The sequence below is a fragment of the Erythrobacter sp. Dej080120_24 genome (assembly GCF_036322605.1).
Lineage (GTDB): Bacteria > Pseudomonadota > Alphaproteobacteria > Sphingomonadales > Sphingomonadaceae > Erythrobacter > Erythrobacter aurantius.
This window is the reverse complement of the sequence record NZ_AP027262.1, coordinates 2,030,109-2,056,739: the sequence shown is the minus strand read 5'-3', so window position 1 is coordinate 2,056,739 and position 26,631 is coordinate 2,030,109. Positions and strand designations below refer to the sequence as shown.

Genomic DNA, 26,631 nt, shown 5'->3' with positions numbered 1-26,631 from the left:
ATTTGAAAAAGCCACCCCGCCATAGCAGCGCGCTGGCGAGTAGGAAAACGCGCTAATGAAAGTCGCGTGACTTCGGAATGATCCGGTGATTGCGCGGATGCCCTTTCACATTGGGCGTGAAATCGTGCGGCAGGGGATCAATGATCTCGCGCGGTTCGGCACCCTTGCGGCGGCGCCTCTCCTCGCTTGTCAGGCTGGTCAGATTGCGACCCTGTGGCAGCGGTGAATTGACGTGATCCGCCCGCGCCACCGGAGCGTTCAGCATATCGTCGGACAGCGCATACAATTGTCCGGTCGCGTCGGTCATATGCTGGGCGATCACATGGATCACCTCGTCATCATATTCGACGCGCCCCCGCACCTCCATCAGGCGCGCACCCATGACGACGCGGCGCTGCTTCTCTTTCAGATCGGGCCACACGACGAGGTTGATCACCCCGGTCTCATCTTCCAGCGTGATGAAGCACACCCCCTTGGCACTGCCCGGACGCTGACGGATCAGCACCACGCCCGCCACCTGCACCATGCTCCGGTATTTGCGGGCGCGCAGATCACAGGCACGCACAAAGCCGCGTTCGGCCAGTTGCGGACGCAGGAAAGCAAGCGGATGCGCTTTCAGGCTGAGGCGGGTCGTCTGGTAATCGGCCACCACCTCTTCCGACAGCGGCATTTGCGGCAGGCGGGTGACGCTGCGTTCCGCCCCTTCGTCGCGCTCAGCCGCAGCGCGGAACAGCGGCAGGTCCGGCCCCGAAATCAGGCTGCGCGCATCCCACAGAGCCTGCCGCCGGGTAAGCTCCATCGAGGAAAAGCAATCCGCGCTGGCAAGCCGTTCGATATGCGCCGGAGACAGCCCGGCCCGTTCGCGCAAGTCGGCGACATCGCGATAGGCGCCATTTTCGGCACGCTCCGCCACAAGCTGCGCGGCGACATGCTCGGGCAGCCCGTCGATCTGGCGCAAGCCGAGGCGCAGCGCGATGTGACGATCAAACCGGCCTGACCGGGCGTGGTTTGCCTGCCCGATCTCCTCCAGCGTGCAATCCCACTCGCTGTGGTTCACATCCGCCGGCAGCACCTCCACCCCATGCTCGCGTGCGTCGCGCACGATCTGTGCGGGCGCGTAAAAGCCCATGGGTTGCGAATTCAGCAAGGCCGCCGCGAACGCCGCCGGGAAATGGCATTTGAGCCAGCTCGACACGTAAACCAGATGCGCGAAAGACGCCGCGTGGCTTTCGGGAAAGCCATATTCGCCAAAGCCCCGGATCTGGTTGAAGCACCGCTGCGCGAAGTCGCGATCATAGCCGCGCGCCACCATCCGCTCGACCATCATGTCCTGCAGCTCGTCCACCATTCCCCGGCTGCGGAAAGTCGCCATCGCCTTGCGCAGCCGGTTGGCTTCGAGGCTGGAGAATTTCGCCGCGTCCAATGCGATCTTCATCGCCTGTTCCTGAAAGATCGGAACACCCAGCGTCCGGCCGAGGATGCTGGAAAGCTCGTCTGGCGGGCCGTGCGCCGGTCCGGGTGCGGGTATCTGCACGGCCTCCGCGCCGCGCCGCCGTTTGAGATAGGGATGCACCATGTCGCCCTGGATCGGACCGGGGCGGACAATCGCGACCTGGATCACAAGATCGTAGAATTCGCGCGGACGCAGCCTCGGAAGCATATTCATCTGCGCCCGGCTTTCGACCTGGAACACGCCGAGCGAATCCCCTTTGCGCAGCATCGCATAGGTTTCGGGGTCTTCGCGCGGGACGCTGGCAAGGGTGAGCACGCGGCCGTGATGCGCCTCCACCAGATCAAGGCATTTGCGGATGCAGGTGAGCATCCCCAACGCCAGCACATCGACCTTGAGTATGCCTAACGCCTCGATGTCGTCCTTGTCCCATTCGATGAAACTGCGTTCGGGCATCGCGCCATTGCCGATCGGCACAGTCTCGGTCAGCGCGCCTTCGGTCAGGATGAAGCCGCCGACATGCTGCGACAGGTGGCGCGGCATGCCGATCATCTGCTCGGTCAGCTTGAGCACGCGGCGCAGGTGCGGGTCGGTCACATCCATGCCGGTTTCGGCGGCGTGGCGTTCGTCGATCTCGCGCCCCCACCCGCCCCACACCGTGCGGGCAAGCGCCCCGGTCACATCCTCCGACAGGCCCATCGCCTTGCCCACTTCGCGGATCGCCATGCGCGGGCGATAGTGGATCACCGTGGCGCACAGCCCGGCGCGGTGGCGGCCATATCTCCCATAGATGTACTGGATCACCTCCTCGCGCCGTTCATGCTCGAAATCGACATCGATATCGGGTGGCTCCTTGCGCTCTTCGGAGATGAAACGGTCGAACAACAGCTGGTGTTTCGCCGGATCGACGCTGGTGATCTCAAGGCAATAGCAGACGGCGGAATTGGCGGCCGATCCCCTGCCCTGACACAGGATCGGCGGATCGCAGCCACGCGCGAAATCGACGATATCCTTGATGGTGAGGAAATAGCGCGCCAGATCGAGCTTCGCGATCAACGCCAGTTCGCGCTCCAGCGTTTCCGCCACGCTATCGGGCACACCCGAAGGGTATCGCCGCTCCGCCCCGCGCCATGTCTCGACCTCGAGATATTCCTGCGGGGTCATTCCGTCGGGATAAATCTCCTCAGGGTATTCATAACGCAGTTCATCGAGGCTGAAGGCGCAGGCATCGGCAACCTCGCGCGCCGCCGTGATCGCATGCGGCCAGCGCGCAAACAGGCGCTGCATGGCTTCAGGCCCCTTGAGATGGCGTTCCGCATTGGCGTTCAGCAGGTATCCGGCCTCCGCCACCGTGGTCTTGTGCCGGATTGCCGTCATCACGTCTTGCAAGGGGCGGCGTTCGGGGGCGTGATAATGCACATCGTTGGTCGCCAGCAGAGCCAGCCCGTGTTCGCGCGCAAGGCTGTCGAGCCGGTCGATCCGGGCGATGTCGTCACCGCGATAGAGGTAGCTTGCGGCGATATGGCGCAGCGTGGGTATCTGGCGGACGAGATGCGGAATAATGTCTGCAAAAGCGGCGGTGACAGGCATCAGCCCCGCATCATCCTCGCGCGAATGGATCGCCACGACATTGCTCGGCACCCGGATCGTGAACGGCCTGTCCAAGTCTTCCGGCGGCAGCAGGATCAGTTGCACACCTTGCGAATGCTCCGCCAACATCTCCAGCGAGATCTCGCAAACGCCCTTGTCCTGCCATTCGCCATCGAGCGTCCGCATCCGCCCGGCGCTGATCAGGCGGGTGAGGCGGCCATAGGCGGCGCGGTCTTTCGGATAGGCGAGGAAGGCCAGCCCCTCGACCGTTTCGATCCGGCAACCGATCACCGGGCGCAGCTTGAGCGTCCCGGCCTCGCTGTGGATGCGCACCACGCCCGCCATGGAATTGGCATCGGCAATCCCGATCGCGTCATAGCCAAGGGCATGCGCCGTCATCACCAGATCGACCGCATCGGAGGCGCCGCGCAGAAAGCTGAAGCAGCTGACCAGACCCAGCTCGACAAAGGGCGCACGCGGCGGCGGCGCGATCAGATCGGGATCGATGTCAAGGCTGCGCTTGGCCGGGGTAAGCGGGGCGTCAGGCATGGTGAAACCCCGCCCGGACACGCCGCGCAGGGCGCATCGGCGACGCCCGTTCAGTACCTGCGCGGAGAGACTGTGGAATCATAAGAACATTGAGTCATGAGAACGGAATGTTCTTATTATGTTCCAATCTTCATTCAGGCAAATGCAAAGCCTGCAAGTCCCGGTTCAAAGCCGGTGGAGCCGCTGCTTTTCCATTCGGAAATTGTTGCCCGCCGTAGCCACCAGATGATCGAGCACGGCAGGGTGCATTTCGCCGTCAAACCGCACGCCGGCAAAGCGATCCTGCACCCAGGCCACCGTCCCCAGTGGCGCGCTGATATCGCCGACTTTCATCGTGATCCGGTCGCCTTCCTTGGCGAAGCCGCTACTGCCCTTGATCTTGCACCCGCCTTCGGAAATGTCGACCAGATCGACAAAGACCACGCGCGACTGCACCCTTCCCTTGACCATCAGGTCAAGAGGCCGACGTTCAGAAGATCTGTCAGCACGGAAACCTGTCATGGGAATCTTATCCCACCGACCGGTAAAAAAATCCTGACCGGATGGATAATATGCGGTTAGGATTTTCAGGCGAAAAGTCCCTGCAGGAACCAGTCTGGAACCCCTCCCCGCCCATCCGCGGCGTGGCCGTGGCGGTAAATCCAGTAACGTCGTCCGCTCGCATCCTCGATCCGGTAGTAATCGCGCAGGCGCACACTGGATCTTTCCCGCCACCATTCGGGCGCGATCCTTTCAGGGCCTTCCACGCGTGCGACCTCATGCACATTGCCGCGCCAGCGAAAGCGCTGGGGGCAGCCATCGGGCGAGGCGTAGAGGACGGAAATCTTCTCCGGCCTGTCCAGCAGTTTGAGCGGCCTTGCATGGAATTCGAACGCCCCCTGCAAGGCAGGCTGCGGTTCAAGCGGCGGGCGCCAGGCCTGCGCGCGCTCTGGCAAATGGCTGGCATTGGGAACCGGGCGACGCACGGCCTGCGCCCCCAACCGCACCGTCAGCCGATCGACAAAGGCGGCAAGCGAAGTGCCATGCCGCTCCGCCGCCTGCTCGACATCGGCCTGCATCATCGCCAGCGGTTCGCTCCAGCTGGCGCACAGTCGCACGGTCTCGATCCCGAAACCGGCATCGACCTTATCAAGCTTTTCCTCGAACAGGCGGGCGATATGCGCCGCCTCCCGTGTTGCCGCCGCCAGCTCGATGCGCAACCCGATCACCTCGCCATCGACACGCCACAGACCCAGTTCCAACCGCCGCGCCCCTTCGGCCCGCGCTTCAAGCTCGCGCGCCATGTCCTGCGCCAGATCGGCAATCACCCGGTCGAGCAATGAGCGGTGGCGCAGCGGCTCCATCAGGCGGCGTTGCACCAGCGGCATCTGCCGTACCTCGACCGGCAGCAGCGGCTCTGGCACGCGGCCCAGCAGCTGATCGAGCCGCACGAGCGGATTGGCGCTGGGCGATTTGCGATTGCGAAACCGGCGATGCAGCGCATCGCGCGCCGCCGCCTCGCTCCGGTCAATCGCGCCTGTGGCGATACCGGCCAGATCGCCAAGCCGTTTGAGGCCAAGCCGGCGCAGCACCGTCAGCACATCGTCATCCAGCCTGAGCGCCGCGACCGGCAGATCATCCAATGCGCGCAGCGGGTCCTGATGCGGGTCGATGATCGCGTGGCGCGGCCCGTAATGCGCCAGCGCCCATGCCGCCCCTGCCGTGGGTGCGATAGCCGCGCGCACCGCCAGCCTGCGCCTTGCAAACGCCGCTTCCACATCGGCCAGCAACCGCTGTTCCCCGCCAAACAGATGCGCGACAGCCGTCACATCGACCAGCAAGCCGTCGGGCGGGTCGAGCGCGCTCCACGGGCCCCAGCGGCGCGCCCAGATAGCCAGCGTTTCGAGCATGGCGAGATCACCGGCAGGATCGGATGGCGCGGTGCAAAGCTGCGGGCAAAGCGTGCGCGCATCCGCCAGCATCATGCCCGTCTGCGCTCCGGCATCGCGCGCGGCATCGTTCACCGCATCAATGCGCGGTCCATGCGCGGTTTCGGTGATAAGAACCGTCGGCCTGGTGTCGCAATCCTGCTCAGGCGCGAGCGACAGCCGCCAGCGATCGACCGACAGTCGGGCGCACCAGATGGCCAATATCCGGCGTGGCGGCGTTTGACGGGGCTGATCGGCGGATGTGGAGGTTTGCATCGTCATCGCTCAATATCCATTCGCCCGGCGCGTGGGCGCGTGCGCGAAACAGCCTTGCCTTCCATGCAGCCACGCCGGGTGCCTCCGCGTTCCAGCGCGGGTGTACGGAAGGAGCCGCTTCGACCTGCCAGCGCATCCTTGCCGATGACAGGTCAGCCTCCGCGTCGAGCCGCACCAGCCACAGCGCCACGCCATGCTTTTCCGCAGCAAGGCTGAGGCGGCGCGATGCGGTGAAGTCGAGCGCGCGCGGATTACCGGTGATCTCTCCGATCACGCAGGCCAGATCGCGGCACCGCACCCCTTCTTCGAGAGCAAAGAGCGCATCTTCGGGCGTTTTCGCCTCGACATGGATCAGCCGGTCTCGCAGGTCGGGCGGCAATCCGGCGCGAAAGGGGCGGCCCGAACGCTGGATCGCCCGCCTGTCCTGCACCCACAGCACCTGACGGCGATCCTCCACCTCTGCCAGAGGGTCTTCGCCTTGCCCGCCCGCCACCTTCAGCGCGTCACGCGCCAGCGCCAGCGCGAACCCCGCCCCGCTCGCATCATCGGCATGGGCGAATATCTCGCTATGCAGCGGCTGATCGGAAAGACCCGGACGCCAGCGCGCCTCCCGCGCCTTTGACAGCGCGGCGATGTCTTTCGCCGACAATAGCGCAGCAGAACGCCGGATCCCTGCGCCGCCCCCCTTGGGGCGCGACGGAACCGAAAAGGCATCAAGCGCTGTCGCGCTGCGAGGAGGAACAGATATCGTCATAGGAACACCGGTAAAGACTCATGCGAGTCTTATTTGTTCCTATTATGTTCCATATATGGGAGGCGATTGCAATGCCCGTTTCAGGGCCGCAATCGCCTCCGTGAAAGGTTAGCCGAACAGGCCGAAGAACATGATCACTGCCAGAACGGCCGGGCAGACAAACCGCACCAGCGCGCGCCACAACTGGTGCAGCAATCCGTCCAGACCGTTCTCTTGGTCAATCAGCCGCGCATCCGCGATCCAACCGACAAAGATACAGGTCAAAATCGCGCCAATCGGCATGAACAGCTTTGCCGTCACACCATCCAGCGCATCGAAGAAATTCGCCTCGGCAAAGATCGGAATGAACGCCAGCGGACGGAAATCGGCCATGTCGTTGAAAGACAAAGCCGACAGCACACCCAGCACGGCAGCGCCAAAGCCGACGATCCCGGTCGCCACAGGGCGCGACATGTTGAACTTTTCAAACATCCAGGCGGTGGGCGCTTCGAGCAGCGAAACCGAACTGGTAAGCGCGGCAAAGAAGACCATGATGAAGAACGCGAGGCCGATCAGCGAACCGAACGGCATGGCCTGAAACGCAATCGGCAGCGACTGGAACATCAGGCCCGGCCCGGCGCTGGCCGAAAGGCCGGCTGCAAACACGATCGGGAAGATCGCCAGACCCGCCAACAGCGCAACCGCGGTGTCCGCTCCGGCGATGATGCCCGAAGTCTCAGCCAGATTGGTGTCGCGATTGGCGTATGCGCCATAGGTCATCATGCCCGCCACACCCAGCGACAGGGAGAAGAACGCCTGACCGACAGCGGCAAGCATGACTTCACCCGTCAGCTTGGAGAAATCGAAGGTGAACAGATAGCTCACCGCATCGCCGAAATTGCCGGTGAAGGCACCATAGATGGTGATGCCAAGGAACAGCACGAAGAACAGCGGCATCAGGTAAACCGCCACCCATTCGATCCCGCTCGAAATACCGCGAGCGACGAAGAACATGGTGATTGCAAGGAACCCGAGGTTCAGGCCGACCATCAATCCGCCATCCCCGAACAGCGCAGGCAGCAGCCCTTCGATATCGCTTGGATCGCGCCCTTCGAATGCGCCGCCAGTAAGCCCGGTCTGCACCAGATCACCCGCGAAAACGCCGATGTAGTAGACCACCCAACCGCCAACCACACAGTAAAAGCTGAGGATCAGGAAGGCGGCGAAGACACCCAGCGAGGCGAGCACGCTCCACCCCTCGGACGCGTTCGAATCCCGTGCAAGGCGCCGCACGCTTTCAGGCGCATTGGCCTGCCCGTGGCGACCAACCAGCACTTCGGAAAGCAGCACCGGCAGACCGATCAGCAGAACGCAGAAAATGTAGAACAGGACAAAGGCACCGCCGCCGTTCTCACCTGCTTCGGCGGGGAACCTCCACATATTGCCCAAGCCAACGGCAGAACCCACCGCTGCAAGAATGAACGCACTGCGTGATGACCAGTTTTCGTGGCCTGAACCTGCTGCTGCCATGTCTGAAAATCTATCCTCAATTGACGCGCGCTTCCCCGCGCGGATTCCCTTGTTGCAACCTGTTTGCAATGTTTTGGCGCCGAGGCCAAGGGGCAAGCTTGGTCTTTTGCCTGTGTGGCGCTAGACGCTGGCAACATGTCGACCACATTCCAGCTCGATACGAGCACGAGCCGCGCCAATCCCACCCCTGCGCCGATGAAACGGCTGACAGTGCCGCGCATCCGCGCGCGCAAGGCCGACGGCGTTACCGCTGAACCGTTGGTGATGTTGACAGCCTACACTGCGCGCCAGGCGCAATTGCTCGATGCGCATTGCGACCTGTTGCTGGTGGGGGATTCGCTGGGTCAGGTGATTTACGGCCTGCCCTCCACCATTCCGGTGACGCTGGAAATGATGGCCAATCACGGCGCGGCGGTGGTGCGCGGCAGCTATCATTCGGTGGTGGTCGTTGACATGCCTTTCGGCTCCTATGAGGCTTCAAAGGAACAGGCGTTCGAGAGCGCGGCCTATCTGCTGAAACAGACCGGCGCTGCCGCAGTGAAGCTGGAAGGCGGCGAAGCCATGGCCGAGACGGTCGAATTCCTCAATTCGCGCGGCATCCCCGTGATGGGACACGTAGGCCTGACCCCGCAGGCGGTGAATGTGCTGGGCGGCTATGCCGCACGCGGCCGCTCCGACGCGGAAGCCGACAAGATCGTCAGCGATGCCGTCGCGCTGGACAAGGCGGGTGCCTTTGCCATCGTCATCGAAGGCGTCGTCGAACCGATCGCGATCGAGGCGACGCAGGCCGTCTCTTGCCCCACCATCGGTATCGGCGCATCGGCACAATGCGATGGCCAGGTACTTGTGACGGAGGACATGCTCGGCATGTTCGAACGCGTGCCGCGCTTCGTCAAACGGTATGAAGATATCGCCGCCATCATCGACAAGACAGTCGCCAGTTACGCCGAAGAAGTGCGCTCGCGCAGCTTCCCCGGTGAAGAGCAGACCTATCAACCCAAGGGCTGATTGCGGGCCAGCAGACCGGCAAGCGGTGCGGCGATCACCAGCTGCAGCAGGTGGTAAAGCAGCAGCGGCGCGATGACGAAGCCGGCGGCTTCTGCCGGAAACAGGATCGCTGCCATCGGCGCGCCGATGGCGACGCTTTTCTGCGCTCCTGCAAACAGGAAAGCGATGCGGTCTTCGCGCGGTGCAGAAAGGAACCTTGCGGCAGTCCATGCGCCACCGCTAGCGACCACCAGATAGATCAGCACCAGAACGATCAGCACCGCCCATTGCGATGCGCCGAACATCGTCCCCAGCCCCTGCTCCACCGCGCCCGAAAAGGCGACATAGACCGCGATGCCGATAACTGCCCGGTCAAGCCATGCGACATCGCTCTTGCGTTCGCGCAGCCACTCGATCGTCCAGCCTTGCACCATCTGCCCGATGACAAAGGGCAGGATCAGGATCACCCCGATCCGCACGATCGTTTCGGTGCCGATCTCGACTGCTTCGCTGCCTGCAAGCGCCGCGAACAAGGGCGCGGTGATGAACACCCCGGCAATGTTGATCAGCGCGGCTCCGACCACGGATAGCGCGATATTGCCACCGGCGAGACTGGTATAGGAGGTGGCCGATTGCACGGTAGACGGCAGGCAGCCAAGATAAAGGAACCCCAGCGCGACAAGCGGGGGCAAAACCGTCCCGGCAAGCCCCGAAAGACCCAGCCCGATCACAGGCATCACCCCGAACACCCACAACATCAGCGGCAGGAAAAAACGCCAGTTCGCAAGGCCCCGCGCGATTTCTCCGCGCGCGATGCGCATGCCGTTGACCAGAAACAGCACGAAAATCGCCACATTGGATACCGTCTGAGCGGTCGCGCGCGCTTCACCGGCGGCAGGCAGGATCACCGCCAGCAACGTGGCAATGAACAACACCGCGATCATCGGGTCGGCAAGGATCGAAAGGCGGGAACGCATCGCCCCGCCACTGCCTTGTGTCGTGTCCCTTGTCGAGCGTTTGCGCCTCAGCGTTTGAGGAATTCGCCCGGTTTCAGTTCGCCAAGCATGGTTGCAAAGCGGGCGGCCTCAGCTTCATCTCCGAGGTTTTGTGCTGCCTGAGCGCGCAGGGCCAGCACCTCCAGGTCATTGCCTGCGCCCAGCGCAATAGCTGTATCCAGCAGCACACTCACCCGCAGCCAATCCTCTTTCTGCGCGCTTTCTTCAGCGAGCAGGAACAGTGCATCGGTGTTTTGCGGATCCCCGGCGATATAGCGGGCAAGCAGGACTTCAGCAGCCAGACCGTCGCCAAAGCCGCGATAGGCATTGATGATCTTGCGCGTCAGCGGCCATGAACGCCGCACCCTTGCAGCGACTTCATAGGCTTCGAGCGCAGCCTTCGCATCGCCTCTTGCAAGCGCGACATCACCGGCGAGCGCATGGAAATCAGCCGAATAGGGCGCTCTGCGGATCAGGTTCGCGGCCTGCACCCCGGCACCTGAGGCATTGCCTGCGGCGACGCTTCGGCGAAGATCGGCGGTAATCGCCGGCACCGATGCATCGCCCAGCCCCGAACTTTCGAGCACGACCGGTTGGTTAGAGCGCGGCTCGCGCGCACGCTCGATCAACGCGAGGCCACGATTGCGATCTCCCATCCGCTCCAGACTGCGCCCCACCACCATCTGGAGATAGGGCGATGCCGACGGGCTGGCAGCTTGCGAGGCGTAACGATCGACCAGTTCCCGATCACGCCCGCCCAGCCACAGCGCGCGGGCAAGCAGTTCCTTGACCCGCATATTGTCGGGCTGGCGCTTGGCGAGTTCGACCAGCGCCTCTGATGCGGTGTCGTAATTGCCCTGCTGCAAGTCGACAATCGCGCCGAGCATCACTGCGGCGGGCACTCCCTGTGCGCGCAATCCGCTACGGTTGAGCAGATTGCTTGCGAGCACGGGATCGCCTCCACGCGCCGCCAGTACCGCCTGCAGGTAATGCACCTGCGGATAGTTTGGAGCAAATTCGGCGAGTTCGCGCACGACCCGTAACATCTCGCGATACCGCCCCAGATCACCCAAGGTGGCCGCGTAATCCGCCATCACCTCAGGGTTGCGCGGATCAGCTGCAACTGCCGCTTCAAACCACGGCAGCGATTCCTCCAGACCATGCGCATCGCGCACCATTTGCGCCTTGAGCAGCACCGCTGGCGCGTATTGCGGGTTCAGTTCAAGCGCATAATCCGCTGCGTCGATGGCAATCAGATGTTCACCACCGCGGAAGCGCAAACGGGCGATGTCGACCCACAGACCCGGATTTTCGGGCTCGAGTGCGCGCGCCTCGTCATACAGGCGCCCGGCTTCGAGCAGATTGCCGTTCTCGACCGCCAACCGGGCATCATTCACCAATTCGAGAAAGGTATCGCTTCCCGTAAGCGCAGACGCATCTGCGCCTGATTGTTCGTTTGAACAACCAGCCAGAGCGATGGCAAGGCCGAGGGCAAGCAGGCTACGCATGCAGATCATACTGCTTCAGCAGGTCGTAGAGCGTCGGGCGGCTGATCCCGAGCAATTTGGCAGTGCTGGAGATATTGCCTTCGCTACGAGCCAGCGCGTGCCGGATAACGCGGCGATCCGCCAGTTCCCGAGCAGCCTTGAGATTGAGCACTTCGGCGGGCTCTTCCTCGTCGGTGTCGAAATCGAGATCGGCCGCGCTGACCAGCTTGCCATCAGCCATGATCACGGCCCGTTTCACCCGGTTTTCAAGCTCGCGGACATTGCCGGGCCAATCATGCGAGTCGATCGCTGCCAGCGCATCAGGAGCAAATCCGGTGACGCTGGGGTTCATTTCGCTCGCAAAGCGTTTGAGGAAAGCCTTGGCCAGCAGCACCGCATCGCCGTGACGTTCGGCCAGGCCGGGGATGCGCACGACGATTTCGGCAAGACGATAGAACAGGTCTTCGCGGAAAGTCCCCTCCCCGATCATCGCTTCAAGGTTCTGATGCGTGGCGCAGACGATGCGCGTATCGACCGAGATCGTCTTGCGACCGCCGATCCGTTCAATCGTGCGTTCTTGCAGGAAGCGCAGCAGTTTCACTTGCAACGGCAGCGGGATGTCGCCGACTTCATCAAGGAACAGCGTGCCGCCATGGGCGCTTTCGATCTTGCCCTCGGTGGTTTTCACCGCCCCGGTGAACGCGCCCTTTTCGTGGCCGAACAATTCACTTTCGAGCAGATTTTCAGGGATCGCTGCGCAATTGATCGCGACAAACGGCTTGTCCGCGCGATTGCTCGCCTCGTGCAGGCCGCGCGCCAACAATTCCTTGCCCGTACCGCTTGCTCCCAGCAGCATCACCGACACGCTGGTTGAGGCGACCCGTTCGATCGTGCGGGCGACCTTCACCATCTCTGGCGCGCCCGTGATCAGGCGACCCAGCACCGTCTTGTCTTCGCTCGCATTGGCGACGAGGCGACGGTTCTCATCCTCGATTTCGTGCAGGTTGAAGGCGCGGCGGACGATCAGCCCCAGCGCGTCGATATCGACCGGCTTCTGGTAGAAATCATAGGCTCCGCGTTCGATGGCCTGAAGCGCGCTTTCGCGGGCGCCATGGCCGCTGGCGACAATCACTTTGGTATCCGGTTTCAGCGCCATGATCGCATCGAGAACCGCAAACCCTTCGGTTGTCCCGTCGGGATCGGGCGGCAGGCCGAGATCCAGCGTGACGACGGCAGGAGCTTCACTGCGAAGGGCAGCGATGGCGCTGTCGCGATCACCCGCGATCACGACTTCGAAATCGTCATAAGCCCATTTGAGCTGCGCCTGCAGCCCCTCGTCATCCTCGATCACGAGCAGGGTGGGTTTCTTGTCGGCCATCAGGCGACCTCTTTACTTGGTTGGTGTTTGTGCCGGTTAAGCAGGGTCACAGCTTCGGGAACCGGAAGGACGACGGAAAAACGCGAACCCACGCCTTCGCGGGATTCCACATTGACCCGTCCGCCCATGCTGCGGATCATTTCGCGCGCCTCGAACGCGCCGATGCCAAAGCCGCCCTGCTTTGATGAGACAAAAGGTTTGAACAGCCCGTTGCGGACGAATTCGGGCGACATGCCAGTGCCGGAATCGACCACATTGATCTGACCTGCGAGCCCATCGCTATGGACATCGAGAAACACCGGATCCTGTTTGCCGCTGGCATCGATCGCATTCTGCACAAGGTGGATAAGTGCCTGTTCCAGACTTTCCACATCAGCGAGCACGATGACCGGTTCGGCCTTTGTAATGGCGACAGGATGCACGGACTTGAACCGTTCGGCGATACCCTTGGCCAGCGATGCCAGATCGACTTCGCGAACCTCCTGCCCCTGACCCGCACCATAGCGGCTCAAGCGTGCAAGCAGCGCGTTGAGCTTCTCGGTCGAATTGCGCAGCGTCACCAGCATGTCGGCCCGGAACGCGGGATTGTCGGCGTGCTTCTGGGCATTGGCCGAAAGCAGCGAAAGCTGGCTCGCAAGGTTCTTTATGTCGTGCATCACGAAGGCCATTCGACGGTTGAATTCGTCGAAACGGCTCGCATCCATCAGCGCCTGCTGCCCCGCCTGTTCGGCAAGATAGCTGGCAAGCTGTTGCCCGGCGACGCGCAGCAGATCGAAGTCTTCCCAGTCGAGCCGCCGCTCGATCCGGGGGCGGGCAAGGACGATAGCGCCGACAAGGCGATCAAAGTGGATCAGCGGGACGAGCGCCCAGGCATCCTCGGCATCGCTCATCCACTGCGGAACATGGGCCAGTTCCCCGTGATGATCGATCCCGGCGCGTACTTCGTCCAGATCGAGGATGTGGCTGTGCTGTTCCAGCAGGCCGGAAAGGGCGTAGTCGCCCGCGCTTGCAGGCACCTCAATGGTCGGCCAGTTCCAGCGCGCCGTCAGTTCAAGCTGCGCTTCCTCGTTTGGAACCAGCAGCAAACCGGCAGGACTATCGGTAATGTCGGCAATCGCCTTTACCGCACGTTCGTGAAAGCTTGCGCTGCTGCTCGATCCGCGCCCGATCGTGCGGGTGAAGCGCAGCCATTCCTCGCGATAGTCATAGCGGTGCTGGAACAGGTGCTTGGTTGCCGTCACTCGCAGCCAACCCCGTGCGCGTTCGGACGGCAGCCAGACAAGCGCACCGACGACGGCGATCACAAGGAAGGCGACTTGCGTAGCGCGAGCGATATCCTCACCAAGCAGCGCAAGGCTGCGTGTGACGAGCACCATCACCAGCAGGTAACTGCCGATCAGCAGCAGAGACAGCGTCTGGAAGGTTACCGCGCGCGAAGGACGGAACTGCAGTCCCGCGCTGGTGGCATTGGCACCGAACGCCAGCAGGCTTGCCATCACCCCGACAACCAGGCCACGCAGGGCCACGAGCAAGGACGGGTATTCGCCGACAAGATAGGCGATCGTGAACAGGTTCAGATCATAGGCAAAGATCATCGCCAGACCGATGCCGCTCCAGCGGATGATCCGCCGCGATGACGCCGCCGCACCCGCATACAAGTTGTGCAGCAGCATCAGCGCGCCGATTGCGACCAGCATGTTGAGCACGGTGCCGACTTCAAAAGTGATCTGCGCAATCCGTGAAAAGTCACCCGCCTGCGCCTCGACAAACAGCAGCACGGGCTGGAACATCTGCACCAGCGCCAGAGCGATGATCACCGGGCGGATCGGCTTCAGGCTTTCATCGCGACCGTCAGCAGCGAACAGTCGGAAAATCACCGCGATGAGCGCAAGATTGCGGAATGTCTCCGCGATCTCGATGGCTGGATGGCCCATCGGAAGACTGAGCGAAACGACACACCAAACACCGATCATCGCCAGCGCCGCCAGCACCGCCGCGCGGTCCGGCCGGTCGCGGTCGCCGTAGCGCGCAACCCACAGGCCCGCGCCCACGCTCAACACCGCTCCGATCAGATAGCAGAGCAGCGCGGCATAGGTTTCAAGGGCGACAACCAGCGTCATCAGCGCGCGCCCTCAGGCCAAAGGATCACCCGCACCGTCTGAAGCAGGATCACCAGATCAAGGAATGGGGTGTAATTCTTGGCGTAATAGAGATCGTATTCGAGCTTCTTGCGGCTGTCCTCGATCGACGCGCCATAGGGGTAGTTGATCTGCGCCCAGCCCGTGATGCCCGGCTTCACCATGTGGCGTTCCTGGTAAAACGGGATCTGCTCTTGCAGATCATCAACGAATTTGGGCACTTCGGGACGCGGCCCGACAAAGCTCATTTCGCCCTTCAGAACGCTCCAGGTTTGCGGCAGTTCATCAATCCGGACCTTGCGGATGAAGCGCCCGACGCGGGTAATGCGCGGATCGTTTTCCTCCGCCCACTTGGATCCGTCCTTCTCTGCATCAGTGCGCATCGAGCGCAGCTTGATCAGGTGGAACGTCTCTCCGTACAGGCCCACGCGTTCCTGCTTGAAGAAGGCAGGCCCCTTGCTGTCGAGCTTCACGATCATCGCGAACAGCGCGATGATCGGGAACGTGAGCAGCAGCAGGATGATGCTGGCGGTGATATCGAAGATGCGTTTCACCGCGCTCGAAAACACCCGTCCGCTGGAAAAGCCGTCCGAGAAGATCAACCAGCTCGGATTGACCGTATCCAGATCGACCCGCCCCGTTTCGCGTTCGAGGAAGCTGGAGAAGTCGTTGACGTGGACGCCCTTGGTCTTGATGCGCAACAAGTCGCTGAGCGGGAGCGAATTGCGGCGCTCCTGAAGCGCCAGAACCACTTCGCTCACGCCGAGATTTTCGACAAACCGGCCAAGATCGTGGATCGCCTCGCGCGGGATGGCTTCTTCCACCCGCCGCTCGGGCTCGCTCATGGCGATGTAAGAGACGATGGCGAATCCGGCTTCGGGCCGATCGCCCAGTTCGCGCAGGCGCTGCGCGCGGTCGCCCGCACCCAGCACCATGACCCGGCGACGGAAGGCGGAAGAACCGAGGAAACTGTTGAGCAGCGCGCGGTCGAACACCAGCACAACCACTGCAAACCCCATCGAATACAGCAGGGTGGAGCGCCAGAACGTATCTCCCGGCAAGACCCAGTCGATCGTTGCCAGTGCAATTATGCCAAGGCTGATCGCGACCAGCAGCCGGGCGCTGGCAAAGCGCAGGGATCGAAGCGCGTAAGGGCCGTAAACACCCACGGAGATCATCGCGATCCAGACAACCGCCGCCGAACCAATCAGCGGCACCCAACGTTCGTCAATCGGGCCGGGGTCCATCCCGATCTGTGCCGCGCGAACTTTCCATGCGAGTTCGCTGGCGAACATCAGCAAGCCGAAATCGAGCAGGCCGAGCAGCATCACGGCATGAGGGATATAGTGCTTGAACAAGCGGATCATCGCGTGAGCCTGGCCTTCATCGAGGGTTTTCTACGGTCCCTCTTTAGGCGCCAGACATTAAGTGTCGGTAAACCTTACAACGACATCGCAACCCCGCAGGATTGCAGGGGCTTTCTCGGTTAATACGCGCGTAACGCTTGTGCCAGTTCAGACTGCGGCGCCGGTTGCCAATCGCGGCGGTGCCGGGGTCAGGCAATCGGCCCTGCCGCAGCGCGGACATCCGACACCCAGCGGCACCGCATCCTGCGGATCGAGCGATATCCCTCGCGCGTTCGCCAACTCGCCAGCAAACCGCGCCTCAAGCCCCAGCACAACCGAGCGCCGGGCGGAACAGGCCGCCCCGTCGACTTCGATGGTGCGAGCGATGGTGAACCAGTGCCGCGGCGCGCCCTCCCCTTCACCAAAGGTGACGGCCTGCATCAGCATCGCACCACGGTTTTCGAAGGCGGCATAGGGCACCCACGCCGGCCAGCGCGCGCCATCGAGCGGATAGACCGCGCCGCTTGCCCCCGCGCTGAAATGGACCATGCGGCCAGTGCGGCCAAACCGGGCACAAAAGAACGGCAAGCCCCGCTCTCCCACCCGTTGCAGCGTCGTCAAGCGCTGCGCCAACTGGTCAAAGCTGACCGCAAACCGGCGTTGCAGCACGGCGAGGTCATAACCGGTCTGCTCGCACGCCCGCAAAAAACGGCGGTACGGCATCAGCAAGGCTGCAGCGACGTAATCGGTGACATGTTCGCGGAACCGCTCCCGCGCTTCAGGGGACGACAGGTTCGCCCCCGCCACCAGTGTCTCGATAGCGTCGCGCTGCTCCAGACTTCCGATCTGGCGCGCGATCTGGAACCGCCGCGCCGCACCCGGAAGCATCTCGGAAATCTGCAATTGCCGAGCATGCAAATCGAGCCGCTGCACCATCCCCGGCACGACTTCGGCCGGGAGCACGCGCACCGAAAGCTGGTGTTTTTCACGCAGCCGCTCGATCAGGGCGGCGCTGATATCGCCGTGTGACAGGCGCAATTCGTCTGCCAGCCCTTCGGCCGCATGATCGAGATCGGCGAAGTGGTTTTGCCAGCGCTCGACTGCTTGACGCGCATCGTTGATCGGGTCTTCCGTCCGCTCCTCATCGGGATGCGAACGGTCATAGAGGCGCGCGAAGGCCGCTGCGGCCTGAGGGGCTGCGGAGAGGAATTCCTGTATCTCCTCGCGATCAATCGCGAGATCGGCAAAACGTTTGTCCGCCATCCGCCGTGCAAGGCCATCCACCCCGCCGATCGCCTCGTCTTCACGCAGCGAACGCGGATCGAAATCGAACCGCTCGATAACCTGGACCAGAACCCGCGCCGATAGGGGGCGCTGATTGCGTTCGATCAGGTTGAGATAGCTTGGCGAAATGCCGAGCGAGGCGGCCATGGCAGCTTGGGTCAGCCCTTCGCGTTTGCGCAGGCGGCGAAGTGATGGCCCGGCCAGGAGAGTGTTTTCGGACATTCGCCTCTTGTAACTATCTTTACATCGTTACACAAGATTTGACCGATATCGGCGGATACAGACAAGAATTTTTGTAACTTTTCCTGTTGCGCTGCGCTGCGGCACGGCAAGAGGAGGACATCAACTCCTCCTCACCTCTCTCACACAGGAGAACGCCATGACTTACCAGAACACCATCGCCCAAATGCAGGCTGTCATCAACGCGAACGGCCCGAGCTGGGGCGCGATCGACGCCGAATCGACCGCTCGCATGGCAATCCAGAACCGTTTCCCGACCGGGCTCGACATCGCGAAGTACACCGCCAAGATCATGCGCGCCGACATGACCGCCTATGACGCCGATCCTGCCGCCTACACCCAGTCGCTCGGTTGCTGGCATGGCTTCATCGCGCAGCAGAAGATGATCGCGATCAAGAAGCATTTCGGCAGCACCAAGCAGCGCTACCTCTACCTTTCGGGCTGGATGGTTGCCGCTCTGCGCAGCGAGTTCGGCCCCCTGCCCGACCAGTCGATGCATGAAAAGACCAGCGTCCCGGCGCTGATCGAGGAACTCTACACCTTCCTCAAGCAAGCCGACGCACGTGAACTGGGCATGCTGTTCCGCGATCTCGATGCCGCGCGTGAAGCGGGTGACGAAGTGCGGGCAAAGGACATCCAGAACCGCATCGACAACTATGAAACCCACGTCGTTCCGATCATCGCCGACATCGACGCAGGCTTCGGCAATGCCGAGGCGACCTATCTGCTCGCCAAGAAGATGATCGAAGCGGGTGCATGCGCGCTGCAGATCGAAAACCAGGTCTCGGACGAAAAGCAATGCGGCCACCAGGACGGCAAGGTCACCGTGCCGCACGAGGACTTCCTCCAGAAGATCCGCGCGATCCGTCACGCTTTCCTCGAGATGGGCGTGGAAGACGGCATCATCGTTGCCCGCACGGACTCGCTCGGCGCCGGCCTGACCAAGCAGATCGCTTTCTCGAAAGAGCCGGGCGATCTGGGTGACCAGTACAACGCCTTCCTTGATTGCGAGGAAGTCGATCCTGCCAACATCACCAACGGTCAGGTCTTCATCAGCCGCGATGGCAAGCTGATGGCACCCAAGCGTCTGCCGTCGAACCTCTACCAGTTCCGTGCCGGAACCGGCGAAGACCGCTGCGTGCTCGACTGCATCACCTCGCTTCAGAACGGCGCCGACCTGCTGTGGATCGAAACCGAGAAGCCGCACGTGGAGCAGATCGCCGGCATGGTCGATCGCATTCGCGAGGTCGTGCCCAATGCCAAGCTCGTCTACAACAACTCGCCGAGCTTCAACTGGACGCTCAACTTCCGCCAGCAGGTCTATGATGCCTGGGCAGAAGCAGGCAAGGATGTGTCCGCCTATGATCGCGCAGGCCTGATGAGCATCGATTATGACGCCACCGAACTGGCGGCCGAAGCAGACGAGCGCATCCGCACCTTCCAGCGCGACGCGTCGAAGCGGGCGGGCATCTTCCACCACCTCATCACGCTGCCGACGTATCACACCGCCGCGCTCAGCACCGACAACCTCGCCCGCGAATACTTCGGCGACCAGGCGATGCTCGGCTACGTCAAGAACGTCCAGCGCGAAGAAATCCGTCAGGGTATCGCTTGCGTGAAGCACCAGAACATGGCCGGCAGCGACATCGGCGATGATCACAAGGAGTACTTCGCCGGTGAAGCCGCACTGAAAGCGGGTGGCAAGGACAACACCATGAACCAGTTCGCTGCCGCCTGATCGAGCTGGAGAGGGGGCTCGCAAGGTCAGTCAAACACTGGCCTTGCGGGAACCGATCCATCCCGCCATTAGCGGTGTCATCACCAGCCCGTCCCCATCGGACCTTCGGAGAGAGACCATGAGCGATACCGACACCCCGAACCGTGAACCCTCGCGCGCCCGTGCGCTGCTTTCGACAGCCGACATGAAGCTGCTGCGCCGTGCGCTGGAAAGCCACGCCCGCAACACCGAGGATCGCGAAGAGCTCGCCAAGATCAACGCGCTGCATCACCGGCTCGGCACCTACGTGCCAAGCGCCGAGTAACGCCGCGTACACCAGTTCTCCTGGGGAGGAGAATACGGCCGTCGATTGCCGGGCTTGCCCTGCATTCGGCGGCCGTTGATTTTGCCTAACCCCCGGCCCCGTCCTTAGGCATCAGGTCGAGCGTCGCCGCAGCAAGCGCCTCTGTCGCGGTCGCAATCACCACCGGAGCGTCCGGCGCCCAGAACGGCGAATGCAGCGAAGGCAGTTCCACCTCGCCGCGCTCAGATGCTTCCCATTGCGCCATCGGCACGCCGCCGACCCAGAAGATGAGCGATTCCACATTCTCCGGATCAGCGCGATAGAACTGGCCGAAGTCCTCACCCCCCATCACGCTCGGCACTTCGCGGATGCGTCCGGCGAAGCGATCCTGCAATCCCGCCATAACCTGTTCGGTAAACTCGGGCGTGTTGTAAGTCGAAGGGGTGTAAGGGTCCTGCACCGTCACCACCGGCAGCTTGTCCTCGGGCATTCCTGCCGCAATCGCCTCCCCCCGCGCGATCCGCGCGATTCCGTCCAGCAGATGCGCGCGTGTTTCGTCGGAATAGCTGCGCACCGTGATCTGCAGCCGTGCCTCGTCGCTGATGATGTTGTGCTTTGACCCGGCTTGAAAGCTGCCCACCGTCACCACCGCCGAATCGAGCGGGTCGATCTCGCGGCTCACCAGCGTCTGCAAACGCATGACGATGCTCGACCCGATCACCACCGGGTCCTTCGTCGTGTGCGGATAGGCACCATGTCCGCCAATGCCCGGGATGACCACGTCGACGCTGTCGACATTGGCCAGCGCATAGCCTTTCGAATAGCCGATGAAGCCCGCCGGTGCGCCTGCTGCATCGTGGAAGGCGAGCACATAGTCAGGCTTGGGAAACCGCTCGTAAAGGCCGTCCTGCAGCATCGCCAGCGCGCCCTCGCCGATCTCCTCGGCTGGTTGCAGGATCATCACCAGCGTGCCCGACCATTCACCCTTGCGCTCCGCCAGCAATTGCGCCGCGCCGATCCACGCCGCCATGTGCGTGTCATGCCCGCAGGCGTGCATCACACCGGTTTCCACTCCCGTCGCCGGCACCGCCGTCCGCTTCGACGCATAGGGCAGCCCGGTCTGTTCGATCACCGGCAGCCCGTCCATGTCGGCGCGCAGCATTACCGTGGGCCCCTCGCCATTGCGCATCACCGCGACAACCCCGGTCTTGCCCACGCCCTCGGTCACTTCAAAGCCGAGTGCGCGCATCCGCCCCGCCAGCTTGGCCGCGGTCTCGAATTCCTGAAAGCTGAGTTCGGGATTGGCGTGCAGATCCTGATACAGCTCGATCAAGCCGGGCATGTCCTCCATCACCGCAGCCCGCAGGCCGTCGCCGCCGGCCTCCATATGCGCATCGGCATGCGCCGGAGTCGCGGCCAGCACCGTCATCGCGGCCCCCAGGCAAAGCATCTGTTTCAGCATTGTTGTCTCTCTCCAAACCCTACAGGCTGGAACATGTGGAACACGGTCCAGAAGAAAAAAGGGCGAACTGTCACTCTTCGCGCGGCAAACTGTCACCTTGGCGCGCAAAGTGTCAACTGAACGGAGCGAAGTGTCACCCTTTCGGGCCAAACTGTCACTTTTTGCGTGTCCAGACTGTCGTCTTTCGAGGGCGAAAGCGTCACCCGCCCGCCACCCCATGCCGTCCGGCCGGGATTGCCGTGATGTGCGCTTCAGATAAGGAAACATGGAGGCCATGCGCGCCTTTTCGCACGCGCTGGCCGAGTAGGAAAATTCAAAGCCCGTACCAGATCACCAGCAGGACGGAGAGCGTCGTCACCATCAACGCCACCAGCGGAACCCCGGTGCGAATGTAATCGCCGAATTCATAACTGCCTTCGGACATGATCAGCATGTTGGTCTGATACGCAATCGGGGTGGCGTAACAGAGGTTGCAACCGAACAGCACGGCAAGGATCAGCGGCTCAGGCGGCAGGCCCAGCTGGGTCGCGATGCTGAAGGCAATCGGCGTCCCCACTGTCGCGGCGGTGGCGTTGGAGGCGAAATTGGTCAGCAGCGTCACGAACAGCATGATCGCCGCCAGCACCAGCGCCGGGGGCAGATAGGCAAGCCCGATAGACAATGCCCCGCCCAGCCATTCCGCCGCCCCGCTTTCAAGGATGATGCGGCCCACAGCGATGCTGGCCGCGACCAGCACGATCACCTTGGCCGAAAGCGCGCGGCCCACACGGTCAAACTTCACGCAGCCGGTGACAAACATCAAAATCGCGCCGACCAGCGCGGCAATGGCGATGGGCAGAAACCCGAAAGACGCAAGCGCGATCGACCCGCCCATGATGATCGCGGACAGAGCTGCCTTGGAACGGCGCGGCAATTCACGCGCCCCTTCAAGCATCAGCAGGCTGTCGTTGCGGGCAAAGCTTTGCAGATCGGCGGAAAGCCCCATCACCAGCAGCACGTCGCCTTCGGCGATGCGCAGGTCGCCGCCTTCGGAATAACGATCACGCTCGCCCAGAACCCGGTCGGGCCGGTGGATGCCCAGCACCGCCACGCTGTAGAGATCGGCAATCCCAGAAGTCGGCAGCGTGCGCGAAATCAGCCGCGAATCCGCCGTGACGGTCATTTCCATCACCGTCACATCCTCGCGATTGGCCGATGCCACACGCTTGATCCTGTCGAGAACCCAGCTGGGCGCGAGTTCGCCGCGCAGCACCCGCGTCGCTTCTTCCAGCGCGTCATGCGTGCCCGAAATGTCGAGCCTTTGCTGCGGCTGCAATTCACCGGACGGCGGATTGTGGAAGGTTATGTTGCGCGGCAGTTTGTCGCGGATCGCGTCCAGCGTCACTCCGGCCAGAATGCTGTCCGTGCCGACGCGAAGGCGGGTGTGAAACAGGCGGGTGCCGTGATCGTCCTCGACGCTGTTGTCGCCCAGCAGGCGCGGCATCACCAGCCACAGATACGGCAGCGCGATCAGCGATGCGAGCAGCACGATCGGGGTGTAATGGAACACCCCCATTTGCGGCTGGCCCAGATCAACCGCGATGGATGTGACGAGGATATTGGTGGAGGTGCCGATGGTGGTGGCCATGCCGCCGATCAATACTGCCGCGTTCAGCGGGATCAGCGTCTTGGACGCGGGCATCGCCCCTTTCGCCGCGAGCGACACGAAAATCGGCAAGAGCAGCACCAGAACCGGTGTATCGTTGACCCCCATCGACAGGAAGAACGCGATCAACAGCGATACCAGCAGCCCCAGTTGCAGGTTGATCTTGAACACGGATTCCAGAAACCGCGCCGCCGGTTCGAGCGCGCCGGTGACGACCAGCCCTCGCCCCATGATCATCAGCGCGCAAATGGTGATCAGCGCGTAATGGCCGAAACCGCCGAATGCGAGCGCCAGCCCGTCAGTCGGGCTGGTGCCGTCCAGCGGGAAGAAATACAGGCCGACGGCGATCACCGCGATCGTCAGCAGCGAAACGATCTCTACCGAAAGCGTGCCGCGGGCAAAGGCCACGAACATCGCCACGGTAACCGCCATTGCCGCCATGGCGTGATATGATGGAAGCTCTAGCATGTGATCCGCGAGCCGAGATGTCTCAATTCAATGCGCGATTGGCAAGTGGTTTAGCGCTTATGCTCTTTCGCGATGGCCGCGTCGGCCCGGTCACGCGGATCGGATAGCGGCGCGAAAACACGGCCTTGCGTCAGCCACGAAGTGCCGAATGCGGCCAGGATCAGCGCCTCCATCCAGAACGTCATGCTACGCGCATTCCACCAGTCGCCGAAGATCAGGTCGCCCACGCCGATGGAAACCGCTCCGCCTGCGATGACGATGCCGGATGTGCGATAGATCAGGTTGCGGCGGCGCTTTGCCGGAGTGGGTTCGATGGTGCCGGTGTTTTCGTCGACCGGGATTTTGGTGAAGACGAACAGGCAGAAGAACGCGAGGATGGCGAACAGCAATCCGGCAGCGCCTGCGTGGATCCAGTATCCCGCGACCGGATACCGCGCGGTTTGCACGGCGCAGCTGCCGTCAGCGGCCAATTGCTCGCAAGCCGTGAACCATCCGTACATCGGGACGAAGGCGACGACGAAAGAGGCAAGCCCGGCGATGGTGGCAAGCTGTGCGACCTTAGGCGTCCATCCGCGATAGGCCATCAACAGCGCCCCGATCGCGATCAGGCAGCCGACGAAGAAATCGCCGAGGACGATGGCTTCGTAATAATAGCCCGAAAGCGCGGTGCGGAACCGGCCCAGCAGCATCCCGCCCAACCCCAGCACCACGGGCATTCCCAGAGCGATGATACCGACAACGCGGGCAAGGCGGCGCTGATCGAAGCGCAGCTTGGGATCGCGGGCGTAAACGTAATCTTGCGGAGGCTGGTAACGCTGAGGCCCGGTTTCGAAGGGAGTTTCCACGAGATGCTCCGGCGAATCCGAACCCGGCGGGTTCGCAAGGGCGACCGCCCGCCCGCAGCAGCCCTGAAGCGAAGCGCAAGGAACAGCTGCGAGGAAATGAAAGGATGGTGCCCCTGGCCCGACTCGAACGGGCACTCCGTAAGGAACTCGATTTTGAGTCGAGCGCGTCTACCAATTCCACCACAGGGGCACAGCCTGTGCGCGAAGCGGGCTGTTAGCCTTCCGCGCGAATTACTTCAAGCTGTTGGCCAACAGTTTATGCAGCTTGGAGTGCAGGGCGTCATTCGCGGCGAGGATCTGCGCCGAGTGGATCGGGGCCGAGCGTCCGCGATAATCGCTGACAAATCCGCCCGCCTCGCGCACCAGCAGGCATCCGGCGGCGGTGTCCCAATCGTTGAGCCCGCCTTCCCAGAACCCGTCAAAGCGCCCTTGTGCGACATAGGCGAGATCGAGCGATGCCGCACCAAAGCGGCGGATCCCGGCGACTTCGGGGCCGATAGCACCGAAGATACGGCTCCATTCGGCAAAGTCGCCATGGCCCGAAAACGGAATGCCCGTCGCGATCAGCGCATCGTCGAGCGTGCGCCGTGCCGAGACGCGCAGGCGCGCATCCTGAAGCCATGCGCCACGGGTCTTTTCGGCCCAGTAGGTCGCGTCCTCGATCGGGTGGTAGATAACTGCGGCGGTGACATCGCCCCAGCCCTTCCCGTCCAGACGCGGTTCCTGCACCGCGATGCTGATCGCGAAATGCGGGATGCCGTGCAGGAAGTTGCTGGTGCCGTCGAGCGGATCGACGATCCAGCGCGGTTTGTTCGGGTCACCTTCGATGACCCCGGCTTCCTCCATCACGAAGCCCCAGTCGGGCCGTGCGTGGAGCAGTTCGTCATAAATCGCGCGTTCGGCCCGCATGTCGGCCTTGGAGACGAAATCGGCAGGGCCCTTGCGGCTCACCTGCAGGTGCTCGACCTCGCCAAAGTCACGCCGGAGCCGCCCGCCCGCCTTGCGCGCAGCGCGTTCCATCACGCGGATCAGGCCTGAAAACATCGACATGGGATTTAGCCAGCCTTCCCGACGTAAGACTGCTCGTAAACGTCAACCACGATGCGCGTGCCGCTTTCGATGTGCGGCGGCACCATGATGCGCACGCCATTGTCGAGCACGGCGGGCTTGTAGCTGGAGGACGCGGTCTGGCCCTTCACCACGGCGTCGGCTTCGACGATGGTGGCTTCGATCTGCGCGGGCAGTTCGACCGAGATCGGCTTTTCTTCCCACAGTTCCAGCTTCACTTGCATCCCGTCCTGAAGGAAGGGGCGCGCATCGCCCAGCAGGTCGCCCGGCAGATTGATCTGCTCGTAAGTGTCGTTGTCCATGAACACGAGCATTTCGCCGTCTTCATAGAGGAACTGGAATTCCTTGGTGTCGAGCCGCACTTTCTCGACCGTGTCGGCGCTGCGGAAGCGCACGTTGGTCTTGCGGCCGTCCTGCAGGTTCTTCATTTCGACCTGCATGTAGGCACCGCCCTTGCCGGGCTGGGTGTGCTGGATCTTGGCAACTTTCCAGATGCCGCCTTCGTATTCGATGATGTTGCCCGGACGGATATCGACGCCGCTGATCTTCATGGGTTTCTCTTTGCTGGTAGATGGGCGCGCGGGATGTGGTTTGCGCGCGGCCCTGAAAAACAAAGCGCGCCCATAGCCGCTCGGCATGTTCACGGCAAGCGCGGTGGAAAGCTGGCCTGCAATTGCGCGTTTGTTGGTTAACGAATTGGCCAAAAGTCCGGCCCGCTGCTAAAGGATAAGGCAACAAGGACCCCCACCTTATGAAGACCCTGCACATCATCCTGCTTACGGCATTTGCTGCCGGTATCGCCGCCACCGGACCGGTGTTCGGCCAAAGTGACTCCCAAGGCGGCACGGCACAGGCCGAACCCGCCCCGGGCGGGATGCTGCGCACCATGCCGCATGGCCGCTATCAATGCGCCCTGCCCGGCGATGCGGGCGGCGATGCCTATGTCGTGGTAGAGGAGGAGGAATTCCGCATCTTCACCGCATCCCGTTATGAAACCGCGCAGGGCACCGGCACCTACATCCTGCGCGGCAAGGATCTGACCTTTACCCTGGGCCCCAAAAAGGGCGAGCGGTTCGAACGCGTGGGCGACAACCAGCTGCGCAAGCTGAAGCCCGGCGGCGAAGCCAGCGACCTGCTCTGCACCCGCCGGGGATCGCGTTAAGCCAAAATCCCTCGACCTCTGCGGCCAAGTTTGCCGCATTCCGGTTTTGCGGTATCATCGCCCCATCTGC

General features: G+C 62.6%; 20 protein-coding genes and 1 tRNA gene. 4 read left to right on the top strand and 17 right to left on the bottom strand.

The window, feature by feature from the left end; all coding sequences use genetic code 11:
* Nucleotides 1-52: 52 nt before the first annotated feature.
* The 5 genes from AABA34_RS09780 to AABA34_RS09760 all read right to left on the bottom strand — a co-directional run bounded on the left by AABA34_RS09780 (nt 53) and on the right by AABA34_RS09760 (nt 8,035).
* Nucleotides 53-3,589, bottom strand: coding sequence for an error-prone DNA polymerase (locus AABA34_RS09780; protein ID WP_338302458.1), 3,537 nt, complete (start codon nt 3,587-3,589; stop codon nt 53-55).
* Nucleotides 3,590-3,754: 165 nt separating this feature from the next.
* A complete protein-coding gene (locus tag AABA34_RS09775) occupies nt 3,755-4,090 on the bottom strand; it encodes a PilZ domain-containing protein (protein WP_051699765.1) in 336 nt (111 codons plus the stop codon).
* Between the two features lie 65 nt (nt 4,091-4,155).
* Nucleotides 4,156-5,772, bottom strand: a complete 1,617-nt coding sequence (locus tag AABA34_RS09770) for a DUF6504 family protein (RefSeq protein WP_338302457.1) — start codon at nt 5,770-5,772, stop codon at nt 4,156-4,158.
* Nucleotides 5,660-6,526, bottom strand: a complete 867-nt coding sequence (locus AABA34_RS09765) for an ImuA family protein (RefSeq protein WP_338302456.1) — start codon at nt 6,524-6,526, stop codon at nt 5,660-5,662. The genes AABA34_RS09770 and AABA34_RS09765 overlap by 113 nt, the downstream gene beginning before the upstream one ends.
* Nucleotides 6,527-6,634: 108 nt before the next feature.
* The gene (locus AABA34_RS09760; RefSeq protein ID WP_252257670.1) at nt 6,635-8,035 is read right to left on the bottom strand and encodes a sodium-dependent transporter; all 1,401 of its coding nucleotides are present in this window, start codon (nt 8,033-8,035) and stop codon (nt 6,635-6,637) included.
* Between the two features lie 135 nt (nt 8,036-8,170).
* On the opposite strand from AABA34_RS09760, the gene panB reads away from it, so the two are divergent.
* Nucleotides 8,171-9,043: a 3-methyl-2-oxobutanoate hydroxymethyltransferase gene (panB, locus tag AABA34_RS09755; protein WP_034953884.1), complete on the top strand. Its 873-nt coding sequence runs from the start codon at nt 8,171-8,173 to the stop codon at nt 9,041-9,043.
* Here the strand turns inward: panB and AABA34_RS09750 are convergent.
* The 6 genes from AABA34_RS09750 to AABA34_RS09725 all read right to left on the bottom strand — a co-directional run bounded on the left by AABA34_RS09750 (nt 9,028) and on the right by AABA34_RS09725 (nt 17,872).
* Nucleotides 9,028-9,999 (bottom strand): bile acid:sodium symporter family protein, encoded by a 972-nt coding sequence (locus AABA34_RS09750; RefSeq protein WP_338302455.1) that lies wholly within the window; start codon nt 9,997-9,999, stop codon nt 9,028-9,030. The two genes, panB and AABA34_RS09750, sit on opposite strands and share 16 nt — an antisense overlap.
* Before the next feature lie 47 nt (nt 10,000-10,046).
* Nucleotides 10,047-11,525, bottom strand: a complete 1,479-nt coding sequence (locus AABA34_RS09745) for a tetratricopeptide repeat protein (RefSeq protein ID WP_338302454.1) — start codon at nt 11,523-11,525, stop codon at nt 10,047-10,049.
* Nucleotides 11,518-12,882: a PEP-CTERM-box response regulator transcription factor gene (gene prsR, locus AABA34_RS09740; RefSeq protein ID WP_338302453.1), complete on the bottom strand. Its 1,365-nt coding sequence runs from the start codon at nt 12,880-12,882 to the stop codon at nt 11,518-11,520. Before prsR ends, AABA34_RS09745 begins: the two co-directional genes overlap by 8 nt.
* Nucleotides 12,882-15,002: an XrtA/PEP-CTERM system histidine kinase PrsK gene (prsK, locus tag AABA34_RS09735; protein ID WP_338302452.1), complete on the bottom strand. Its 2,121-nt coding sequence runs from the start codon at nt 15,000-15,002 to the stop codon at nt 12,882-12,884. The genes prsR and prsK overlap by 1 nt, the downstream gene beginning before the upstream one ends.
* On the bottom strand, nt 15,002-16,387 hold the full coding sequence (locus AABA34_RS09730) for a TIGR03013 family XrtA/PEP-CTERM system glycosyltransferase (RefSeq protein ID WP_338302451.1): 1,386 nt from the start codon (nt 16,385-16,387) through the stop codon (nt 15,002-15,004). Before AABA34_RS09730 ends, prsK begins: the two co-directional genes overlap by 1 nt.
* 147 nt (nt 16,388-16,534) lie before the next feature.
* Nucleotides 16,535-17,872, bottom strand: a complete 1,338-nt coding sequence (locus AABA34_RS09725) for a helix-turn-helix domain-containing protein (protein ID WP_338302450.1) — start codon at nt 17,870-17,872, stop codon at nt 16,535-16,537.
* Nucleotides 17,873-18,029: 157 nt separating this feature from the next.
* Here AABA34_RS09725 and AABA34_RS09720 point away from each other — a divergent pair, with 157 nt between their 5' ends.
* Together AABA34_RS09720 and AABA34_RS09715 are read left to right on the top strand one after the other, a co-directional pair.
* Nucleotides 18,030-19,628: an isocitrate lyase gene (locus AABA34_RS09720; protein ID WP_338302449.1), complete on the top strand. Its 1,599-nt coding sequence runs from the start codon at nt 18,030-18,032 to the stop codon at nt 19,626-19,628.
* Nucleotides 19,629-19,746: 118 nt separating this feature from the next.
* Nucleotides 19,747-19,932, top strand: a complete 186-nt coding sequence (locus tag AABA34_RS09715) for a hypothetical protein (protein ID WP_034953864.1) — start codon at nt 19,747-19,749, stop codon at nt 19,930-19,932.
* 85 nt (nt 19,933-20,017) lie between these two features.
* Here the strand turns inward: AABA34_RS09715 and AABA34_RS09710 are convergent, their stop codons facing one another.
* The 6 genes from AABA34_RS09710 to efp form a co-directional block, all read right to left on the bottom strand.
* A complete protein-coding gene (locus tag AABA34_RS09710) occupies nt 20,018-21,340 on the bottom strand; it encodes an amidohydrolase (protein ID WP_445083778.1) in 1,323 nt (440 codons plus the stop codon).
* A 346-nt stretch (nt 21,341-21,686) separates the two neighbouring features.
* Nucleotides 21,687-23,486 carry an SLC13 family permease gene (locus tag AABA34_RS09705; protein ID WP_338302448.1) on the bottom strand — a complete coding sequence of 600 codons (1,800 nt, stop codon included), beginning with the start codon at nt 23,484-23,486 and terminating at the stop codon, nt 21,687-21,689.
* 50 nt (nt 23,487-23,536) lie between these two features.
* The gene (locus AABA34_RS09700; protein WP_338302447.1) at nt 23,537-24,331 is read right to left on the bottom strand and encodes a hypothetical protein; all 795 of its coding nucleotides are present in this window, start codon (nt 24,329-24,331) and stop codon (nt 23,537-23,539) included.
* 105 nt (nt 24,332-24,436) lie between these two features.
* Nucleotides 24,437-24,521: transfer RNA gene (locus AABA34_RS09695), tRNA-Leu, on the bottom strand.
* Between the two features lie 41 nt (nt 24,522-24,562).
* Entirely contained in the window at nt 24,563-25,381 is an 819-nt protein-coding gene (locus AABA34_RS09690; protein WP_338302446.1) for an inositol monophosphatase family protein, read from the bottom strand.
* A gap of 5 nt (nt 25,382-25,386) precedes the next feature.
* On the bottom strand, nt 25,387-25,950 hold the full coding sequence (efp, locus tag AABA34_RS09685) for an elongation factor P (RefSeq protein ID WP_034954729.1): 564 nt from the start codon (nt 25,948-25,950) through the stop codon (nt 25,387-25,389).
* A 200-nt stretch (nt 25,951-26,150) separates the two neighbouring features.
* Between efp and AABA34_RS09680 the strand changes: the two genes are divergently transcribed.
* A complete protein-coding gene (locus AABA34_RS09680; RefSeq protein WP_338302445.1) occupies nt 26,151-26,561 on the top strand; it encodes an elongation factor P in 411 nt (136 codons plus the stop codon).
* The last annotated feature ends 70 nt before the right edge of the window (nt 26,562-26,631 follow it).

Excerpts from the sequence above, each read along its gene's own strand:
- AABA34_RS09710 (WP_445083778.1), bottom strand. The coding sequence starts at position 21,340 with ATGACGGTGCTGGCCGCGACTCCGGCGCATGCCGATGCGCATATGGAG.
- AABA34_RS09730 (WP_338302451.1), bottom strand. The coding sequence starts at position 16,387 with ATGATCCGCTTGTTCAAGCACTATATCCCTCATGCCGTGATGCTGCTC.
- AABA34_RS09680 (WP_338302445.1), top strand. The coding sequence starts at position 26,151 with ATGAAGACCCTGCACATCATCCTGCTTACGGCATTTGCTGCCGGTATC.
- AABA34_RS09750 (WP_338302455.1), bottom strand. The coding sequence starts at position 9,999 with ATGCGTTCCCGCCTTTCGATCCTTGCCGACCCGATGATCGCGGTGTTG.
- AABA34_RS09765 (WP_338302456.1), bottom strand. The coding sequence starts at position 6,526 with ATGACGATATCTGTTCCTCCTCGCAGCGCGACAGCGCTTGATGCCTTT.
- AABA34_RS09690 (WP_338302446.1), bottom strand. The coding sequence starts at position 25,381 with ATGTCGATGTTTTCAGGCCTGATCCGCGTGATGGAACGCGCTGCGCGC.
- AABA34_RS09745 (WP_338302454.1), bottom strand. The coding sequence starts at position 11,525 with ATGCGTAGCCTGCTTGCCCTCGGCCTTGCCATCGCTCTGGCTGGTTGT.
- prsK (WP_338302452.1), bottom strand. The coding sequence starts at position 15,002 with ATGACGCTGGTTGTCGCCCTTGAAACCTATGCCGCGCTGCTCTGCTAT.
- AABA34_RS09705 (WP_338302448.1), bottom strand. The coding sequence starts at position 23,486 with ATGCTAGAGCTTCCATCATATCACGCCATGGCGGCAATGGCGGTTACC.
- AABA34_RS09720 (WP_338302449.1), top strand. The coding sequence starts at position 18,030 with ATGACTTACCAGAACACCATCGCCCAAATGCAGGCTGTCATCAACGCG.
- AABA34_RS09725 (WP_338302450.1), bottom strand. The coding sequence starts at position 17,872 with ATGTCCGAAAACACTCTCCTGGCCGGGCCATCACTTCGCCGCCTGCGC.
- AABA34_RS09775 (WP_051699765.1), bottom strand. The coding sequence starts at position 4,090 with ATGACAGGTTTCCGTGCTGACAGATCTTCTGAACGTCGGCCTCTTGAC.
- AABA34_RS09760 (WP_252257670.1), bottom strand. The coding sequence starts at position 8,035 with ATGGCAGCAGCAGGTTCAGGCCACGAAAACTGGTCATCACGCAGTGCG.
- AABA34_RS09770 (WP_338302457.1), bottom strand. The coding sequence starts at position 5,772 with ATGCAAACCTCCACATCCGCCGATCAGCCCCGTCAAACGCCGCCACGC.
- AABA34_RS09715 (WP_034953864.1), top strand. The coding sequence starts at position 19,747 with ATGAGCGATACCGACACCCCGAACCGTGAACCCTCGCGCGCCCGTGCG.
- efp (WP_034954729.1), bottom strand. The coding sequence starts at position 25,950 with ATGAAGATCAGCGGCGTCGATATCCGTCCGGGCAACATCATCGAATAC.
- AABA34_RS09780 (WP_338302458.1), bottom strand. The coding sequence starts at position 3,589 with ATGCCTGACGCCCCGCTTACCCCGGCCAAGCGCAGCCTTGACATCGAT.
- prsR (WP_338302453.1), bottom strand. The coding sequence starts at position 12,882 with ATGGCCGACAAGAAACCCACCCTGCTCGTGATCGAGGATGACGAGGGG.
- panB (WP_034953884.1), top strand. The coding sequence starts at position 8,171 with ATGTCGACCACATTCCAGCTCGATACGAGCACGAGCCGCGCCAATCCC.